The 17,736-nt window shown below is 58.7% G+C and carries 16 protein-coding genes; 4 read left to right on the forward strand and 12 right to left on the reverse strand.

What is annotated here, in order from left to right:
* Positions 1-136 precede the first annotated feature (136 nt).
* Together AABB31_RS16110 and AABB31_RS16115 are read left to right on the forward strand one after the other, a co-directional pair.
* Complete coding sequence (locus tag AABB31_RS16110) at positions 137-2,221, forward strand: DUF1800 domain-containing protein (protein ID WP_342077179.1); 2,085 nt, start codon at positions 137-139, stop codon at positions 2,219-2,221.
* A 17-nt stretch (positions 2,222-2,238) separates the two neighbouring features.
* Positions 2,239-3,432 (forward strand): DUF1501 domain-containing protein, encoded by a 1,194-nt coding sequence (locus tag AABB31_RS16115; protein ID WP_342077178.1) that lies wholly within the window; start codon positions 2,239-2,241, stop codon positions 3,430-3,432.
* A gap of 76 nt (positions 3,433-3,508) precedes the next feature.
* On the opposite strand, the gene AABB31_RS16120 is transcribed toward AABB31_RS16115, so the two are convergent.
* A complete protein-coding gene (locus AABB31_RS16120) occupies positions 3,509-4,075 on the reverse strand; it encodes a hemerythrin domain-containing protein (RefSeq protein ID WP_342077177.1) in 567 nt (188 codons plus the stop codon).
* A 168-nt stretch (positions 4,076-4,243) separates the two neighbouring features.
* Here AABB31_RS16120 and AABB31_RS16125 point away from each other — a divergent pair, with 168 nt between their 5' ends.
* Positions 4,244-5,176: a pirin family protein gene (locus AABB31_RS16125; protein WP_342077176.1), complete on the forward strand. Its 933-nt coding sequence runs from the start codon at positions 4,244-4,246 to the stop codon at positions 5,174-5,176.
* A 72-nt stretch (positions 5,177-5,248) separates the two neighbouring features.
* A complete protein-coding gene (locus AABB31_RS16130; RefSeq protein WP_373635005.1) occupies positions 5,249-7,192 on the forward strand; it encodes a serine hydrolase domain-containing protein in 1,944 nt (647 codons plus the stop codon).
* 10 nt (positions 7,193-7,202) lie between these two features.
* On the opposite strand, the gene ugpC is transcribed toward AABB31_RS16130, so the two are convergent.
* The 11 genes from ugpC to ppk2 form a co-directional block, all read right to left on the reverse strand.
* Entirely contained in the window at positions 7,203-8,258 is a 1,056-nt protein-coding gene (gene ugpC, locus AABB31_RS16135; RefSeq protein WP_342077174.1) for a sn-glycerol-3-phosphate ABC transporter ATP-binding protein UgpC, read from the reverse strand.
* Between the two features lie 3 nt (positions 8,259-8,261).
* Positions 8,262-9,098: a sn-glycerol-3-phosphate ABC transporter permease UgpE gene (gene ugpE, locus AABB31_RS16140; protein ID WP_342078957.1), complete on the reverse strand. Its 837-nt coding sequence runs from the start codon at positions 9,096-9,098 to the stop codon at positions 8,262-8,264.
* A gap of 20 nt (positions 9,099-9,118) precedes the next feature.
* Entirely contained in the window at positions 9,119-10,000 is an 882-nt protein-coding gene (gene ugpA / locus AABB31_RS16145) for a sn-glycerol-3-phosphate ABC transporter permease UgpA (RefSeq protein ID WP_342077173.1), read from the reverse strand.
* A 51-nt stretch (positions 10,001-10,051) separates the two neighbouring features.
* Positions 10,052-11,362 (reverse strand): sn-glycerol-3-phosphate ABC transporter substrate-binding protein UgpB, encoded by a 1,311-nt coding sequence (gene ugpB / locus AABB31_RS16150; protein ID WP_342077172.1) that lies wholly within the window; start codon positions 11,360-11,362, stop codon positions 10,052-10,054.
* 140 nt (positions 11,363-11,502) lie between these two features.
* Positions 11,503-12,126, reverse strand: coding sequence for a TIGR02466 family protein (locus AABB31_RS16155; RefSeq protein WP_373635006.1), 624 nt, complete (start codon positions 12,124-12,126; stop codon positions 11,503-11,505).
* A 40-nt stretch (positions 12,127-12,166) separates the two neighbouring features.
* Positions 12,167-13,411 (reverse strand): ROK family transcriptional regulator, encoded by a 1,245-nt coding sequence (locus tag AABB31_RS16160; protein ID WP_342077171.1) that lies wholly within the window; start codon positions 13,409-13,411, stop codon positions 12,167-12,169.
* A gap of 78 nt (positions 13,412-13,489) precedes the next feature.
* On the reverse strand, positions 13,490-15,004 hold the full coding sequence (locus tag AABB31_RS16165) for a CRTAC1 family protein (RefSeq protein ID WP_342077170.1): 1,515 nt from the start codon (positions 15,002-15,004) through the stop codon (positions 13,490-13,492).
* A gap of 102 nt (positions 15,005-15,106) precedes the next feature.
* The gene (locus tag AABB31_RS16170; RefSeq protein WP_342077169.1) at positions 15,107-15,412 is read right to left on the reverse strand and encodes a PDZ domain-containing protein; all 306 of its coding nucleotides are present in this window, start codon (positions 15,410-15,412) and stop codon (positions 15,107-15,109) included.
* A gap of 13 nt (positions 15,413-15,425) precedes the next feature.
* Entirely contained in the window at positions 15,426-16,295 is an 870-nt protein-coding gene (locus AABB31_RS16175; RefSeq protein ID WP_342077168.1) for a toll/interleukin-1 receptor domain-containing protein, read from the reverse strand.
* Between the two features lie 111 nt (positions 16,296-16,406).
* Complete coding sequence (locus AABB31_RS16180) at positions 16,407-16,655, reverse strand: DUF465 domain-containing protein (RefSeq protein WP_342077167.1); 249 nt, start codon at positions 16,653-16,655, stop codon at positions 16,407-16,409.
* A gap of 20 nt (positions 16,656-16,675) precedes the next feature.
* The gene (gene ppk2, locus AABB31_RS16185; RefSeq protein WP_342077166.1) at positions 16,676-17,566 is read right to left on the reverse strand and encodes a polyphosphate kinase 2; all 891 of its coding nucleotides are present in this window, start codon (positions 17,564-17,566) and stop codon (positions 16,676-16,678) included.
* Between the last annotated feature and the right edge of the window lie 170 nt (positions 17,567-17,736).

A 17,736-nucleotide genomic window follows, 5' to 3' on the forward strand; every position in this document is an offset into this window, starting at 1 on the left:
CTGACCCTAAGGCCTGAACTTTACAGCATTGTATGAAACCGGTGCGCGACATGTAAAACCGCGCGCCGCATGCGCGTGCTAGCACGGTATTGCGCCGCGATCCCCATTGGTTGCGGCCCAACCGAAAGAGGCTCGCATGTCCATACTCCACCAAAAAATCCTGCTGATCGGGGCCGCATTTTGTCTGATGCACACACCCGCATTTGCCGGACCCGAGGCCATGACGGCAGAGGAGGCCCGGCATCTGATCGCCCGCACGGGCTTTGGCGCCGCACCGCATGAAATTGCCGCGATGACCGGTAAATCCTATCGGGACGGTATTGCTGAAATCATGGCAGGGCTGCGCAGCACAGCCCATACACCAATGCCCGCATGGGCGGATCACTGGGACTATCCGGCGGAACAAATCTGGACACTCGGGCAAACCCCGGCCGAGCTTTTCTACGCCCGGCGCTGGTCAGAGATGGAGGAACTCTCGGGCTGGTGGATCGCTGAAATGGTTGCCACGCCCTCACCATTGACCGAACGTCTGGTCCTGTTCTGGACGGACCACTTTGCGAACTCTTTTGATGATCACGAGAATGCGCAATGGCTTGTGCGGCAGAACCGGTTCCTGCGTCGCAACGCGGGGGGCAATTTTGCCGATCTGGCCCATGGCGCGCTGAACGACCCTGCGATCCTCGAATATCTGGACAATGTGTCAAACTTTGCGGATGCTCCGAACGAGAATTTGGGTCGCGAATTTCTGGAACTGTTCACCCTGGGCGAGGGTCGTGGGTACACGCAGGACGATGTGCGCGCGGCGGCCCTGATGCTGACCGGATTGACCATTGCCGAAATCGGGGCGCCTGTCGCGTTTCTTGATCCAGAGGTTCACGATGACGGGCCAAAAACGATCTTTGGCACGCAGGGGCGCTTTGGGGCTGATGATCTTGTTCGCCTGACGCTCGCCCATCCGGAATTCGGCCCCTATATCGTCGAAAAACTGTGGCGACACTTTATTTCGGACACACCGGATCCAGCCGAAATTGCCCGCCTTGCCGAACTTTGGAAGGCTGAGGATCTCGACCTTGCACCGCTGCTGACGGCCTTGTTTGAAACAGATGCGTTCTGGGATCCGGCCAATCGGGGCCGGTTGGTCAAAAGCCCGATTGAGTTGCTGGTTGGCACCTCGCGCAGTCTTGGGCTTGCCAGACCGGACGGGCGCGAGTTTGCATGGATCAGTTCGGAACTTGGTCAGGCCCTGTTCCTTCCGCCCAATGTGGGCGGCTGGCCCGAGGGGGTGGCGTGGATCAATGACGCAACCGCGGCTGGCCGCGCCGCTGCGCTTGCCTATCTTCTATCGGGTGCCGAGATCGACGCCGCTGCATCAATGGCGCCGATGATGACCAGCCCTGATACCCCGACCGACGCAACTGTCGGCGCCAATGATCTGCGCGTGGGTCAGGTGTTTACGACCTATGTCGAAGAACGCGACCCCGGCGAGGGCTTCGGCGGGTTGTTCACCCTTTATGATGTGGGGTTCGACGGGCACACATGGCGGTCGATTACCTTTTGGCTTGAATATATGGAGGATGAGGAATTCACCGGGCTTTATATCTTTACCGGTGATTGCGGATCTGGCTGCCTGATCAGCCTGCCGGATGACCCCGATGACCCCGGTTGGGTCACGTTTGAACCATGGGCGGATTTTCTGGCAGAAAGTCCCGCACTTACCCAGGCTGATCAGGCGTTGCTGTCTGCCCTTGGGGCACATCTGCCCGCCATCATTGCCGCCACAGAGCATCAATCGCCCTTTACCGATGATACCTATGCGGACACCGCCGCATTTGCCCCGTTTCAGGAGGCCGCGAATATCTTCGCCACGCAGTCGGCAGCCCATATTGGCACCCATGACGGGGCCTTTGTGCAGGCGCTGAGCCATCCAGAGGTGCTGGGTATTCCCGGGCGCGCGATGTCCATCAACATGGATGAGGTGGACGATTACCTAGAAGCTGATGACGCCCGGCGCGGTGTCGCGGCGATACCGGCCGTGACATATGCCACCGCGCGCGACTGGATAGATGCACTTGACGGCGCAGGCCCGGAAAGCACCCGGGCGGCCGAGGCATTGCTTGCGGTGGCGCGCCCGGCGCAAGGACAGCGCGACGCGTTGATTGCCAGTGATCCCGAGGCGCTGCTGCGTCGGTTGATCATGTCCCCCGCTTACCAGCTCAAATAATGCAAAGGAGATGATCAATGCGGAATTCAGACCTCTCACGCCGGCGTTTCATGGCGGCAGTTGGATCAGGGCTTGCCAGTCTCCCGCTTTTGCCTGCGGTTGGGTTTGCCCAAAACCTTGCCACGGCAGACGGCAATATCCTGATTTTGGTGGAGCTTGCCGGTGGCAATGACGGGTTAAATACGGTGATCCCGATCAAGAACCCGACCTACCGCCTGCTGCGCCCGGAAATCGGGCTTCATTCATCCGACACTTTGACACTGGACGCGGATACCGGGCTTCACCCGTCAATGCGCGCCGCCGCAGACCTGTGGGAAAGAGGCGAGATGCAGATTATCGAGGGGGTCGGCTATCCCGATCCAAACAGATCGCATTTCCGGTCGATTGAAATCTGGAATGCAGGTCTGGGCGCGCAGACCAAGACCACGCAGGGCTGGATATCACACGCCTTTGACAACGAGGATCATCGTTTTGATACGGATGCGGACGGTCTTGTACTGGGCGGTGAAATGGGCCCGCTTGCCGGACAGGGTCGGTTTTCCGCAATGCGGGATGAAGAGCAGTTTCTGGATACGCTGCAGGATTTATCCGGGATGCAGCATCCCGTCAGGCCGGCCACGCATCGCACCCCCTTGGCGCATGTTCTGGCGACATACGAGAATGCCCAGATCACCGGCGATGCCATCCGCCGCAAACTGGAAGCCAGCCGGGAACGCCAGTGGCATTTCCCGCAAACTGATCTGGGCCAGCAATTGCGCACGGCGGCCCGGCTGCTGGATGCAGGCGTCACTGTTCCGGTGCTGAAGGTTGTGCAGGACGGGTACGATACCCATGACGCACAACCTGATCAGCACGCGGCCTTGCTGCAGGATCTGTCGGACGCGATAGACAGCTTTGCGGCCGCGATGCGTGATATCGGGCTGTGGGAGAACGTGACCATCCTGACCTATTCCGAATTCGGCCGTACCGCGCGGGAAAATGCCTCTGCTGGCACTGATCATGGCACTGCGGCCCCCGTGTTTGCGATGGGCGGGCGGGTCAGGGGTGGTCTGTCGGGCAAACAGCCGTCGCTGGATGCGCTGGTGGATGGCGATCTTGCCCATACGACCGATTATCGGGACGTCTATCGTGCTGTGCTGACTGATTTATGGGGTATCCGGCCCACGGCTGGGCTTGCCGGGGACGGTTCGGACATTCAGTTACTTGGTTGAGGTCCCGATGCGGGCGCGCCTTGTGTCGCATAGCCGGGCCATATCTGGCCCGGTTGATTGTCGATGCGCGGCGCGTCTAGCCGCGCAGGCGGTGGTGCAGGATAATCGGCACCGCAAGTTCCTCTTCATCGCCCAGATGGCGATCAAGAAATGCGTCAATTGTCGTTGACGCATTGTGCAGTTTGCCCACCTCGTCGCGGGCAGCGCTTTCGTCCAGCTGGATCAGTTTGATCGTGCGATTTGCCGACCGGGTGAAATGATCCAGCACGATGTCCAGTGCGGCATGATCCTTTTCCAGGATCTCGAGCCCCGCATCAAAACGTGGATCAGCCGCAGACAATTCGGGAAAGTAGGCGTGATCTTCCCAATGGTGATGCCCATGCAGGTTGCCAACCAGCGCATTGCCGCGAACGGATAATCTGCCGGCATAATCCTGCGGGTCGATCTCGCGATCCAGATAGAGCGCGGTGTCCTTGCCGATTGTCGCGCTAAGGTGGCGGAACATGCGATGCGCACCCAGCCATTGGCGGGTCTTCTCGCGAAAGCCCGGGTGATCGCCCCACGCGTCGCGCGGGTATTGCTGCAACAGGCTCTGCATTTCTGCTGGCATGTCATCGGTGCGGATGTTGAATTGATCAAACATGGCGTTTCCTTTCCGGGCCTAAATGGGATGCGCCTTACCTCAGGAGTACCGGCGCGCGGACATGACAGCTATGCAGTGAGGGGGCTTGTCACTGGTGACATGTCCGGGCCCGAGTGGTTTTATGCGGGTATAGGCAGTCACCCCACCTGCATCACAAGGAGGCCTCACATGAGCTGGAACCCCGCCCTCGAGCCGCATTGCCCGGCCGCAAATGCCGTTGACGCGATAGAGACGATCATTGTGCCGCGTGCGCGCGATATCGGTGATTTCGAAGTGCGCCGCGCATTGCCATCGGTCGAGCGCAAGATGGTCGGCCCATTCGTGTTTTTTGATCAGATGGGCCCGGCGGAGTTTCTGACCGATCAGGGGATTGATGTGCGTCCGCATCCGCATATCGGCCTGGCCACGGTCACCTATCTGTATCAGGGCGAGTTTCAGCATCGCGACAGTCTTGGCACCAACCAGATGATCTACCCTGGCGAGGTGAACTGGATGATCGCCGGCAATGGGGTGACCCATTCAGAACGGACAAGTGCCGCCACCCGCGCGGGCCCCAGCAAACTGTTCGGCATTCAGACATGGGTCGCCCTGCCCGAAAAAGACGAGGAAACCGATGCTGGCTTTGAGCATCACGGCCAGGACGCGCTGCCCTTTCTTGAGGGCGAGGGCAAGCAGGTGCGGCTGATCCTCGGCACTGCCTGGGGGGAACGTGCGCCCACAAAGACATTTTCAGAGATGTTTTATGCTGATGTCATATTGCAAGCCGATGCCCAGCTGCCGTTGCCGGATGACCACGAGGATCGCGGGCTCTACGTCATTCAGGGCAGCATAGACGTGGCTGGCGACACGTTTGAGGTGGGACAGATGATGGTCTTTCGGCCGGGTGACAAGATCACCGTCAAAGCGGGCCCTGCCGGTGCCCGCCTGATGGCTTTGGGCGGCGAGACATTGAACGGCCCCCGTCACATCTGGTGGAATTTCGTGGCCTCATCAAAGGACAAGATTGAAGCGGCCAAGGTGGCATGGGCTGCGGGTGACTGGGCGCATGGGCGGTTTCAGTTACCACCTGATGACAAGGATGAATTTATCCCATTGCCTTAGTGCACCTTGGTTTTCCCGCCACCCGTTCCTACCTGATGATGACGGGTTTAAAAGTGGGGGTAAGGGGCTGGCATGCGTCTGATCAGTTGTTTGGCAATGATTTTGGCCCTCATGCTTTGCGGGCCGTTGGCGGCCCAAACCGGTTCAGCGCAGGGGCAGGATCAATCCGCTGTCGATCCGCGCTTTGGCCCGACGGATATCGACGCATGGCTTGACGGCTTTGTGCCGCTTGCCATCACGCAGGCGAACATCGCCGGCGCTGTTATTGTGGTGGTTGACCGTGGCGGGATCGTATTCCAGCAAGGATATGGCCTTTCCGACATCGCCGCCGCCAAGCCTGTCTCGGCCACAGATACGCTATTTCGCCCGGGGTCCATCTCCAAACTGTTTACGTGGACGGCTGTGATGCAGCAGGTGGAAAGGGGACATCTTGATCTTGATGCGGATATCAACACCTATCTGGATTTCGAGATCCCACCCTATCAGGATCAGCCGATCACCCTGCGTCAGATCATGACCCATACGCCCGGTTTTGAAGAAGCGCTGCGCTATCTCTTCACCGCGGATCTGATGCCGCTTGAGACCTATATCAAACAGTCGCTGCCCGCGCGCGTTTTTGCGCCCGGATCGACCCCGGCTTATTCGAATTATGGATCTGCCCTTGCAGGCTACATCGTTGAACGCGTCAGTAGCATGCCGTTCAATGACTACGTGGATGCCAATATCCTGGGTCCGCTTGACATGACCAACGCCACATTCGCCCAACCGCTGCCGGCGGCGCTGGCCGATCAGATGGCGCGTGGCTACCAGGATGCCCGTTCCCCGCCCCGTGACTTCGAGATCATCTCGGCTGCGCCTGCAGGCGCGTTGTCAGCCAGTGGTCAGGATATGGGAAAGTTCATGATCGCCCATCTGAATGCGGGGCGGGGCCTTTTGCGCCCGGCAACTGCACGGATGATGCATGACTATCGCGCACCGGGGATTGACGGGCTGAACCGCATGGCACTGGGCTTTGTCGAAAAATGGGTCAACGGCCATCGCGGTATTGGCCATGGCGGCGACACCCAAGGGTTTCACAGCGATCTGACGCTCTTTCCAGACGCGGGCATTGGCCTTTATATCTCGCTGAACAGCGGCGGCACGGCTGGCGAGAGCTTTGCAATACGTCAATTGCTGCTGGAAGGTTTTGCAGACCGCTACCTGCCGGAAGTTGCCCCCATTGATCTGGTTCCGGGTGTTGATGCCGAAACGGCCCGCGCGCATCTTGATCTTGTCGCAGGCAGCTATGTCAGCAGCCGCGGGTCATTCACCAATTTTCTGAGCCTTGCAGGTTTTCTGGGGCAGACGCCGGTTGGCAAGACGGCCGATGGCAAGCTGTCATTTCCGATGCTGGACAGTATCGGCATAGGGCCGTTTGATTGGGTCGAGGTTGAACCGTTCATCTGGCAAGACAGATATTCAAGTCAGACCATCGCGGCCGAGGTGATCGACGGGCAGGTTGTCAGGCTAAGCACGGATATCTTTTCGCCGGTGACGGTTCTGACCCCGGCGCCTGCGTCACAGAATGCGGCAACGTTGCTGCCGCTTCTGGTGGTTGCGCTGCTCACGATCCTGCTGCAGGCGGTCCTGTGGCCCACACGGTTGTTGGTGCGCCGCAAGTTCGGGGCTGCCTTAGCGCTGGATGGCGGGCATTTGGCGGCCTATCGTTTGACGGGCCTGTTTTCGTGGGTTGTGCTGATTGCGATCATCGGATGGGTCGTGTTTGCAATCGCCGTTTCGGCCGATGTGACGCTGCTGGGTGGTGGGCTGGATTGGTTGATCAACGCGCTGCGGATCGTGCTGCCACTTGCAGCAATTGGGCTTGTTCTGGCGTCGGCGGCGCATTTGATCCTGTCGTTCAACAAGGGGCGCGCCTGGCTGTCGCATCTTGGCCGCATCCTGTTGCTGCTATCGGCGCTGTTGATCCTGTGGATCGTCTTTTCCTTCAACCTTTACGGCCTTGGGCTGCAGTTCTGATGATCGCGGACTAGCCGGTGCGGCGCAGGCCGGTTGCCGCGTCAAACAGGTGGGCTTGACCGGGTTGAACAGAGAACTGCATCGCCGCCGTTTCACTGGTCAGGATATGCACGCCCGGCAGGCTGGCGGTAAAGCCTTCCTGCGTCTCTGTCAGATGACAATGCAACAGGGTATTGGCACCAAGCGGTTCCGCCATTTTGGCATGCACGCGAATAGGGCCGGTGTCTTCGGCAATCAGATGCTCGGGCCGGATGCCAAGCTTGACGGGACCATCCGGCCCGGTGGCTGGGGCTATTGGCTGATCGCCCAGAATGATCTGGCCGTCCCGGACTGTTGCATCCAGAATGTTCATGGCCGGACTGCCGATGAATTGCGCTGCAAAAAGGGTCCGCGGGGTCTCGTAAACCTCCAGCGGTGTGCCGATCTGTTCAGCGACGCCGCCATTCATCACGATCATGCGGTCGGCCATGGTCATCGCCTCGACCTGATCATGGGTCACGTAGAGCGACGTGATCCCCAGCTTGGACTGCAATTCCTTGATTTCCAACCGCATCTGCACACGCAGTTTGGCATCCAGATTGGATAGTGGTTCGTCAAACAGAAAGACCGCCGGTTCGCGCACAATCGCGCGCCCCATCGCAACGCGCTGCCGCTGGCCGCCAGACAGCTCTCTTGGTTTGCGATCCAGGAGCGGTTCTAGCTGCAACAGCTTGGCCGCTTCGCCGACCTTGGCGTTGATCTGATCCTTGGACATGCCCGCGATTTTCAGCCCGTACCCCATGTTCTGCCGGACCGACATATGCGGATAAAGCGCGTAATTCTGAAAAACCATGGCGATATCGCGGTCCATCGGCTCTTTGTCATTGGCGCGGTTGCCACCGATCAGGACGTCGCCCGCCGTCACGGTCTCCAGACCTGCAACCATCCGCAAAAGCGTGGATTTCCCGCAGCCAGAGGGGCCAACGATGACAATGAACTCACCGTCCGCGATGTCGGTGGTAATCCCGTGGATCACATCAGTTGATCCAAAGCTTTTCTTGATGTCTTTGAGGGAAACGGTGGCCATTTGCTATTTCTCGCTATCGACAAGGCCGCGAATGAACAGCCGCTGCATGCCGACGACAACGATCACCGGCGGGATCATTGCCAGGATTGAGGTCGCCATGATCGTGGGCCAATGCGCAAAGTCATCCCCACTGGGGAACATCTGCTTGATGCCCATCACGATGGTATTCATTTCGGGGTCGGTGGTGATCAGAAGCGGCCAGAGATACTGGTTCCAGCCGTAGATAAAGAGGATCACAAAAAGTGCGGCGATGTTTGTCCGGCTCATCGGTACGACGATATCCCAGAAAAACCGCATAGGCCGTGCGCCGTCGACCCGTGCGGCCTCGGCCAGTTCATCGGGGATCGTCAGAAAGAATTGCCGGAACAGGAATGTGGCCGTGGCCGATGCGATCAATGGAAAGATCAGCCCGGAATATGAATTCAGCATCCCGAACCCGGCCACGACCTCGTAGGTGGGGACGATCCGGACTTCGACGGGCAGCATCAATGTCAAAAAGATCAGCCAGAAGAAAACGGTGCGCCCGGGGAACTTGAAATAGACAATCGCAAAGGCCGATAGCAGTGAGATGATGATCTTGCCCACTGCAATCCCGATTGCCATGACAAGGCTGTTGAACAGCATGGTGGCCACCGGAACATTCACCCCCGAGAACAAGGCGTTTTTGTAGTTGGTCCAGAACTGGTCGCCCGGCCATACGGGCATCGGCGGCCGGATGATATCGGCCTGTGTGACGGTCGAGGCGACGAAGGCCAGCCAGATCGGGAAGAAGATCACCAGCACACCGATGATCATGAACACATGGGTCAGCCACAGCCCGGCCCCCCGTTTTTCAACCATGCCATGGGTTTCGCGCGCCATCAGTAATGCACCCGCTTTTCAATGAATTTGAACTGCACCACCGTCAGCAAGCCCACGACAATCAGCAATATAACAGACTGCGCCGAGGACGACCCAAGATCCTGCCCCACAAACCCGTCTGAAAAGACCTTGTAGACCAGGATTGTGGTTGTCTGTTGCGGCCCGCCGGCGGTGATCGTGTGGATGACGCCGAAGGTCTCGAAGAAGGCGTAGACGATGTTCACAACCAGCAAGAAGAAGGTGGTGGGTGATAAAAGCGGCAAGACAATTGTCCAGAACCGCCGCCAGAAATGCGCGCCGTCGATTGCGGCTGCCTCGATCACTGATTTCGGCACGGATTGCAGGGCCGCAAAGAAGAACAGGAAGTTATAGCTGATCCGCCCCCAGGCGGATGCAACGACGACCAGCCCCATCGCCTCGCCCCCGTTCAGCACATGGTTCCAGTCGTAGCCCAATTGCCCCAGATACCACGACACCACGCCCACCCGTGTGTTGAACATGAACAACCACAGCACGCCAGCAACAGCGGGCGCCACTGCGTAGGGCCAGATCAACAAGGTGCGGTAGACCCCTGATCCCTTGATCAAGCGGTCCGCGATGACCGCCAGAAATAGCGCGGGTATCATTGAACACAGCGTGACCAGGATCGAAAAGATCGCCGTTGTGACGAAAGATGCGCGGTAGAACCTGTCCGATAGCAGAAATTCAAAATTGCCCAGGCCCACATATTGCATCGACAGGCCAAACGGGTCGGGGATGAACAGTGATTGCCAGATGGCCTGCCCGGCAGGATAGAAAAAGAAGACCGCCGAGATCACAACCTGCGGCGCAATCAGTAGCAGCGGCAAAAGCCAGCCACGGAATTTGACCCGTTTTTCCATCACGCCCCTCGATAAAAAAGGCGGGCTGTTTTGCCCGCCTTTTCGATTGCCTTAGCCGTTTGCGGCTTCGAACCGGCGCAACAGCGCGTCACCGCGTTCCTTTGCGCTGTCCATGGCCTCTTGCGCGGTCTTGTCGCCCGCCCAGATCGCTTCGAGTTCTTCGTCGATGATCCCGCGGATCTGATCAAAGGACCCAAGGCGCAGACCCTTGGAATTTGCTGTCGGCTCTTTCGCGGTCATCTGGATCACGGCGATATCCGTGCCGGGGTTTTCGTCATAAAAACCGGCTTCGCGCGTGGCTTCACCAGCTTCGGCCGTGATGGGCAGATAGCCGGTATCCTGGTGCCATTGGGCTTGCACAGCACTGGATGACAGGAACGCAAGGAACGCGCCGACGCCGGCATATTCATCTGCTTCATGCCCTTCCATGACCCAAAGCGATGCACCACCGATGATGGTGTTTTGCGGGCCGTTTCCAACGCCTTCCCAATAAGGCAGCGGGCGGACGTCAAAGTCAAATTCGGCCTCGGCCTTGATACCTGCATAACCAGCAGAGCTTTCGGTGAACAGCGCGCATTCACCGGCCCGGAAATTGGCACCACCTTCGTTGCGGCGGCCGGTATAGATGAATTTGCCATCCTGGGCCCATTCGCCCATCGCGGTCAGATGTGCGACCTGTGCTTCGCCGTTTAACATCAGTTCGGTATCAAGCCCGGCAAAACCGTTATCCTGACTGGCGAAAGGCACGTCATGATAGGCCGAGAAGTTTTCCAGGTGGATCCAGCTTTGCCATGCGGTGACCAACGGGCATTCAGACCCGCCTGCTTTCAGCGCCTCAAGCGTTTCGCCGACATTCTGCCATGTGGACAGGTCTGTGTCAGGGTCGACGCCTGCGGCCTCGAACGCATTCCGGTTCACCCAGAGCACTGGCGTGGATGAATTGAACGGCAGGGACAGCATGTCGCCTTCGGTTGTGGTGTAGTACCCCTTGACCGATCCGATATAGGCTGACGGGTCAAATGTGGCGCCGCTTTCGGCCATGACTTCAAAGACAGGTTTGGTGGCGCCCTGGGCAGACATCATGGTGGCGGTGCCAACCTCGAAAACCATCAGGATATGCGGCTGTTCGCCCGCGCGGAACGCGGCGATCCCGGCATTAAGCGTCTCGGAATAGTTGCCCTTGTGGCTTTGCACGACAACATAGTCGCTTTGGCTGGCGTTGAATTCCTCAACCTGTGCGGCAACCAACTCACCCAGTCGGCCGGTGAACGCATGCCAGAATTGCACTTCGGTTTGGGCCATTGCTGCCACTGGCGACAGAATGGTGCTTACGGCGAGTGCGCCGATCAAAGACTTTTGCATTATTCCTCCCTTGCACCGCAACGGTGCTTTGTCATGTGATGCAGTGGTTCATGCCCTGCACATATTATGCGACCTCAAAACGATACACGCGTCAGGCATTTTGGCAAGCACCTGGAAATCGCGTCGGCACTGTGTGTGGGTTATTCCCACTTGTAGTTGAAGCTGACCGAGATCCGCTCATCCTCTTCTGACATGTTCATCGGCACTTCGTGACGCAGCCAGCTTTCCCATAACAAGACATCCCCCGGCTTTGGCGCGACATAGACAAATTGGCGCATTTCCTCGGGCGCGTCGGTTATCCGTGGGGGGGCGGCCATCATCATCGCAAGACGCGGATCTTCGAATTTGATCGCTGCGGCCCCTTCGGGAACGGCGACATATGTGGTGCCGCTGACCACGGAATGCGGATGGATATGGCCGGTATGGATGCCGCCGGGGGGCAGGATATTGATCCAGATATCCTCAAGGATCAGTCTTTTCTCGCCCAGATCAAAGGCTGCGTCTTTGGCAAAGGCAGCGACATGGGCATCAAGTGCTTTGACAAGATCTGCAAAAATGGGAAATCGCCACGGAAGATCCGTCAGCGACGCATAAGAGGTATAGCCCGGAAAGGCCTTGGCCTCGCACCATTCCTGGCCGGCTTCATCATCATCGGCGATCACAAGGCAGGAATTTTCCAGCTCTGCCGGGTCTACTGCTGCCCCAAAGGCGGACAGGTCGGCCTGATATAGCCGGGTCGCAAAAAGGGATCTGATATTTGTCATGCTGTCTCTGAACGTGCTGGTTGATGATGGGCAGACGAAGCTACCCCGCCTTTGTTTCCGCTTTGCCCAAGGCATGCACCGAAAGTTGCGAAATCTGTTCGATCCCGTAAGCCGCCGCGCCCTTGGCCCACATCAGGTCGCCCCATCCATGGACGCAAATCTGCGGCATGGGGCTGTCAACATGCATGACCAGCCGGGCGACATCATCCAGGACAGACTGATCACACAAGGGGTGCCTGATGGTATTCTTGCTGGCCAGTATCAGCAATTCGGGATCAAAGATATTGATCAGATTGGCCAGACCAACCGCGAATAACGCGCCTGCGTGTTGCAGGGTTTGTGCAGCGGCAGCGTCGCCGTCGGCCGCGGCCTGGCTGAGGGCGTTGATGTCGGTAAACGGTGTGCTGCGTCCGCGATTGGCGTGGCCCAGCAGGGCGTATTCACCTGCATAAGCTTCAAGACAGCCGCGCTGGCCGCATTGGCATTCCGCGCCATCGGTATTGACCTTTGTGTGCCCGAACTCGGCGCCGCAGCCCCGTTTCCCGCGGTACAGTTTGCCATCAATGACGATCCCCATCCCAATCCCATGTTCGATAGAGACGACCAGAAAATTATCGAAATGCCGTCCTTCGCCAAAAAGCTGTTCAGCCTTGGCCACAAGATTGGCGTCGTTTTCGATAAAGACCGGGCAGGGGGCCTTGGTTGCCAGAATGGCCCCCATATCCACATTCCGTTCTAGCAGGGACGAGGACCAATGCACGTAGCCCGAACTGCCGTCAATCTGTCCGGCCAGCCCCAGCCCGATCCCGGATATGTCGTTGATGCCCAGACCATGGGCGGCGCAGGCCCCACGCACGGCGGCCATGATCTGATCTGCAAGGGCATCGCCGCTGAACTTTGTGGCGGGCAGCGCGTGTTCGAAATCGCCCAGCGCGGTGCCTTCGAAATCGCTGATCAGGACCGTGATGCAATCCGTGGCGACTTTCAGTCCCGCGACACGTTTGTAGGCGCCGCGAATTTTCAGGGTCTCGCGTGGGCGCCCGCGCTTGGCACCTGCCAGCAGGCTATCGGCACTGATCACGGGCTCGATCATGCCAACCGCCAGCAATTCGGCAGTCACCGCCGTGACGGTTGCAGGGCTAAGCCCGGTCTGCCGCGAGATATCAATCCGCGCGATCTGACTTTCCCGGCGGATCAGGTTCAGGACACGCAGCCTGCCTTGTCGGCGCGGGTCGTGGGGTGTCGTGTCAGATGCGGCGGTCTTGGTATGCAAGTTCAAGCTCATACCCCTTTTTTGCGCTTTCGCAGCCAATTTGGAAAGCCGCATTCGAAGAACGGCACAAAGATAAGGTGTGTTGGCCCGTCAGCGTGCCTTGGTCAGGGTGATCTGCGTCCCGCTGGACACAAGGGTCCAGTCCCCGACGGTCTGATCGGGCCAGATCACCCGGACCTGCGCATTCTTTGCCGCACCGAGCCCGAAATGTGCCGCCCCCAATTGCCCGCTGACATGGCCGCCGCCGATTGTGACCTCGCGGGTTTGCAGCCCCTGATCCGTCCGCAATTCGATGATCGCGCCGATAGCATGTGTGTTACCGCCGTTCTGGCGTAAGTTGATGCCAACCCAATGTCCGGCATCTTCGGTGGTGTTCTGCCAGATTTCGAGCGGTGCGCGCCGGTTCAGCACAACGATATCCAGTCGCCCATCGCCGTTCAGATCAACCAGGCCGGCCCCGCGCGATCTGGCCCCACTGGCAATACCTGCCTGATCGGCCATTTCCACAAAGGTCCCGTCAGGTTGCTGCATCAGCAGGTTGTTGGGGTCCTCCATCGCCATGCCGGGCATCTGGTCCACATTGCCCTTGGCGATAAACAGGTCATCGCGCCCGTCATTATCCATATCGCCAAATTCCGCGTGCCAGCCGGTCGAGGGGCGCCCGTCATCGCCCACGAAAGGGCGCTGCGCAAATGTGCCTGTCGAATAGGGAACGATGTCAAAGCCGGTGCCGCTGTTGGTCATCAGTTTCTGGTCGCCCATTGATGTCAGCATCACCTCGGGCAGACCGTCGCCCGACAGGTCGCGGCTTGCGATACCCATGCCCCATATCTGAACCGGCCCCCAACCGTCCGCATCCCCCCATTCCCGTAGCGGGTTCAGATCCCACATTTGCTCGTACCCGTCCCGGACATAATATTGGCGGTCATTGGATATCCGTAGCATTGCCTGGCCCGTGCGACGCCAGTCGGTGAACAGCATGGACAGAGGGCAAAACCCCGGATCAAGCGCGGTTGGTGGTGCAAACGCGCGGCCATCAGGCCGGATCAGCCAATTTGTGTCGCAAGTGCCAAAGGGCCCGTCAGGATCATCTGCATCCACATAATTCCCTACCGCCAGTGTTGGAAAGCTGTCGCCGGGCATCCACATGGCCGAAAAGGCGGTGGACCATGCATCACCCGCCGGAAAATTCCAGTCGGTGGTCACGTCGTGAAAGGTGCAGTCCCCCTGTCCCTGCCAGACAAGATTGGGGCCGTTGCGCAGGATGATCAGATCGGCATGGCCATCGCCATCAATCTCGATCGGATAGGCGCCGGTCACGTCCGTTAGCTGGCCGATATCTACGGGTTCAAAGGTAATATCCGGACCAGAGCTGTTGATCAGCATGCTGGCGGGGTTCTTGCCACCAGCCGCGAATATGTCGGGCCGCGCGTCGTTGTTGCAGTCGAAGATCGCAACGCCGCCGCCGACAAAATGCGCCCAGCCGCCGTCATAGACATGCGCCACCGGCAGATGCGCGGCCCGGTCCACAAATTTCGGGCCAGCCTGCGCGCCGCTAGCGATGATCGCGCAGGTCAGAAAAGGCAGATAGAATCCTGGTCGCATTGCCGACTTTCGTATTCGTATTTTTGGCGCAGGATGGGCCGCGCATCCGCGAAGGTCAAAGCGCAATTGCACCAATCGCATTGCGGGCTGATGCGCGTGCCGTCACCTGATCGACAGGGACACCCTTTTACCGATCCCATCCCGATCAGCCCGCAAGGTAAGGCTGCTCAGGCCGACCCGCTCTGACAGTGCAATGACAGCGACAAGGTCAGCCAGCGAGGACACATCGTCAGGGCCTGCTTTGACAATGCGGTCGCCAACGCGGAGCCCGCCGCGATAGGCTTCGCTCAGCGGATTGATAAACAGGACCCTGAGATAGCTGTCGTCACCATCGGTGTGTGTTTCCAGCAGCATCCCTGCCAAGACAGCAACCCCGGTTTCCTGACCGGGTGGGACATCAGACAGCATTTCATCCAACGCATCAAATGCGGCCTCGTAGCGTGTGATCTGCTGCTGCAGGGATGCAAGCTCGGCCGCGTCGGCCGGCGGCAGTTTCGGCAGGCGGCGTTGCCAGCGCCTCGCGCAGGCGGATGCGCAACGCCTCTAGTTCCTGGTAGGCTGCGGATAATTGGGACTGGGTGACTTGCAACCTTTCGTCTGTGCCGGGATCGGGCCGAATATCTGACGGCATGCTTTGAAACGATGCATATCCAGCCGCGGCCGTGCCTAACGCAACCGTCAGCGCCAGAACCGGAAGCCTCCTGACGGGCGCATACCAGCGGCGCAGACCTTTGGCCTGCTTTGTGGCCGCGTCTACAAAGACACCGTCGGGATAGACTTCAACATATTTCTCATATGCCTCTGCCAGCCCGATCTTGTCGGCGACCTGATAGAATTCCAGATCGCCTTCTACCAATTGTGACTGGACCTCGGCGGCGGGCTTGGCCAGCCTCGGTGGCCCAATGATCCGGTAGATTTCGGCCTGAATGTCGGCCAACTGATCCGTTACCGGACCATCGGACAGATCAAGCCAGTTATTGCCGCGCACCGCCAGCGGGAGAGTTCCGGGGCGCAGCTTGCCGATGCGCAAGCCAAAATATTTGCCTTGTCGCTCTGCCTCTTCGGCTTCCTTGCGGACCCAGCGTGACGTGACTGACGCTGCCGTCCACAAGACGACGACCAGCTTGGCTTGACGGATCATGGCGTCAATCGCATCGCCGAAATCCACGGCCTTCTGGATATTGAGATCGGTTACTGTCGTGTACCCAAGATCCGTCAGACAACGCGAAACGGTTTCGGCAAGGCCCTGTTCTTCGCGCTTGTACGAAATGAAAACGTCGATTTCACTCACAAAACTACTCCACCCCTGGATGACAGCAGATTATCAGCTTCAACGCAAAAAGGAACGGATTCGGTGGCAGGTTGCCATCCGGGCGTGGTTGCTGGGGCGGTGAACGATCCGCTAGCTGGCTTGCTGGCTCTTGAGGTAGGCGTAGATCGTATCCTCGAGGTGCATCCGCGCTTTGCGGAGCGCGGCCATATGTTCGTCCGATGTTGGCGCGACATCCGTTTCGGCCCGGTGCACCGCCCGGTTGGCGGTGTGATAGGCCTCGGACAGATTGGCAAAATGCGCGTCGGCCGTGCGCAATTGATGCATCAGGCCCACATGTTCGGGGAATTCCTCGGCAAGCTCATGGGGTGTGTTGGACATGGTATTGGTTCCTTCGGGTTTCAGCGTTTGCGGGTTTGCGGGTGTAGCGACGACGCCAGAATATGTTCCGACCGCTGCAGGATATGATTGGCATGCAGCACGATCTTGGGGTCAGCAGGCGTGGCGATTTCGGGGTTCTTGTCGGGGTAGTCGAGCTGTGACAGGAAGTGCTTCATACAGTTCAACCGGGCGAGTTTCTTGTCGTTGGATCGCACGACCGTCCAAGGCGCATCTGCGGTATCGGTGTAAAAGAACATCGCTTCCTTGGCTTCGGTATAGTCATCCCACCGGTCAATACTGGCCCGATCCACGGGTGAAAGTTTCCACATCTTGAGGGGGTCGGTTTCGCGTGATTTGAACCGTTGTCGCTGTTCTTCACGCGTGACCGAGAACCAGTATTTGAACAGTTTGATCCCGCTGCGTACCAGCATCCGTTCCAGTTCCGGGGTCTGGCGCATGAATTCCAGATATTCGGCCGGTTCGCAAAAGCCCATGACCCGCTCAACCCCCGCCCGGTTGTACCACGACCGGTCATAAAGCACGATTTCCCCCGTGGTCGGCAGATGCTTGATGTAGCGTTGAAAGAACCATTGCCCTTTCTCGGCGTCGGATGGTTTGTTCAGCGCGATGACCCGGGCAAAGCGGGGGTTCAGATGTTCGGTAAACCGCTTGATCGTCCCGCCTTTGCCAGCCGCGTCCCGCCCTTCAAACAAAAGTACGAATTTCTGCTGCGTTTCCTGCACCCAGTGCTGGACCTTGAGCAATTCGACCTGCAAGGCGGCTTTCTCGGCCTCGTATGCCTGCCGGTGCAGTTTCTTGGCGTAAGGGTATTCACCTTGCTCAAAGCCGATGATTTCCGCTGTGCGGGCGTCTTTCTGCGCGGCGGCGGGTGTCTGTTTTGCGATTGGCATGGGACCTCCTGACGAATTCAGGTCGACCCTAGGGGCCGTCGAAACACCGGTCGTTGATGCAGGTAAAATTGGGAAGGCGTCGGACCCAGATCGATGACGCGGTTTTTCGGCCGAGGGCGTGTGCGGCGAAAGTGGGAATATGGCACGAAAGGTTTGCGGTCTGTCGGATG

This window comes from Yoonia sp. SS1-5, assembly GCF_038443705.2.
Taxonomy (GTDB): Bacteria; Pseudomonadota; Alphaproteobacteria; order Rhodobacterales; family Rhodobacteraceae; genus Yoonia; species Yoonia rhodophyticola.

Excerpts from the sequence above, each read along its gene's own strand:
- AABB31_RS16110 (WP_342077179.1), top strand. The coding sequence starts at position 137 with ATGTCCATACTCCACCAAAAAATCCTGCTGATCGGGGCCGCATTTTGT.
- AABB31_RS16115 (WP_342077178.1), top strand. The coding sequence starts at position 2,239 with ATGCGGAATTCAGACCTCTCACGCCGGCGTTTCATGGCGGCAGTTGGA.
- AABB31_RS16120 (WP_342077177.1), bottom strand. The coding sequence starts at position 4,075 with ATGTTTGATCAATTCAACATCCGCACCGATGACATGCCAGCAGAAATG.
- AABB31_RS16125 (WP_342077176.1), top strand. The coding sequence starts at position 4,244 with ATGAGCTGGAACCCCGCCCTCGAGCCGCATTGCCCGGCCGCAAATGCC.
- AABB31_RS16130 (WP_373635005.1), top strand. The coding sequence starts at position 5,249 with ATGCGTCTGATCAGTTGTTTGGCAATGATTTTGGCCCTCATGCTTTGC.
- ugpC (WP_342077174.1), bottom strand. The coding sequence starts at position 8,258 with ATGGCCACCGTTTCCCTCAAAGACATCAAGAAAAGCTTTGGATCAACT.
- ugpE (WP_342078957.1), bottom strand. The coding sequence starts at position 9,098 with ATGGTTGAAAAACGGGGGGCCGGGCTGTGGCTGACCCATGTGTTCATG.
- ugpA (WP_342077173.1), bottom strand. The coding sequence starts at position 10,000 with ATGGAAAAACGGGTCAAATTCCGTGGCTGGCTTTTGCCGCTGCTACTG.
- ugpB (WP_342077172.1), bottom strand. The coding sequence starts at position 11,362 with ATGCAAAAGTCTTTGATCGGCGCACTCGCCGTAAGCACCATTCTGTCG.
- AABB31_RS16155 (WP_373635006.1), bottom strand. The coding sequence starts at position 12,126 with ATGACAAATATCAGATCCCTTTTTGCGACCCGGCTATATCAGGCCGAC.
- AABB31_RS16160 (WP_342077171.1), bottom strand. The coding sequence starts at position 13,411 with ATGAGCTTGAACTTGCATACCAAGACCGCCGCATCTGACACGACACCC.
- AABB31_RS16165 (WP_342077170.1), bottom strand. The coding sequence starts at position 15,004 with ATGCGACCAGGATTCTATCTGCCTTTTCTGACCTGCGCGATCATCGCT.
- AABB31_RS16170 (WP_342077169.1), bottom strand. The coding sequence starts at position 15,412 with ATGCTGTCTGATGTCCCACCCGGTCAGGAAACCGGGGTTGCTGTCTTG.
- AABB31_RS16180 (WP_342077167.1), bottom strand. The coding sequence starts at position 16,655 with ATGTCCAACACACCCCATGAGCTTGCCGAGGAATTCCCCGAACATGTG.
- ppk2 (WP_342077166.1), bottom strand. The coding sequence starts at position 17,566 with ATGCCAATCGCAAAACAGACACCCGCCGCCGCGCAGAAAGACGCCCGC.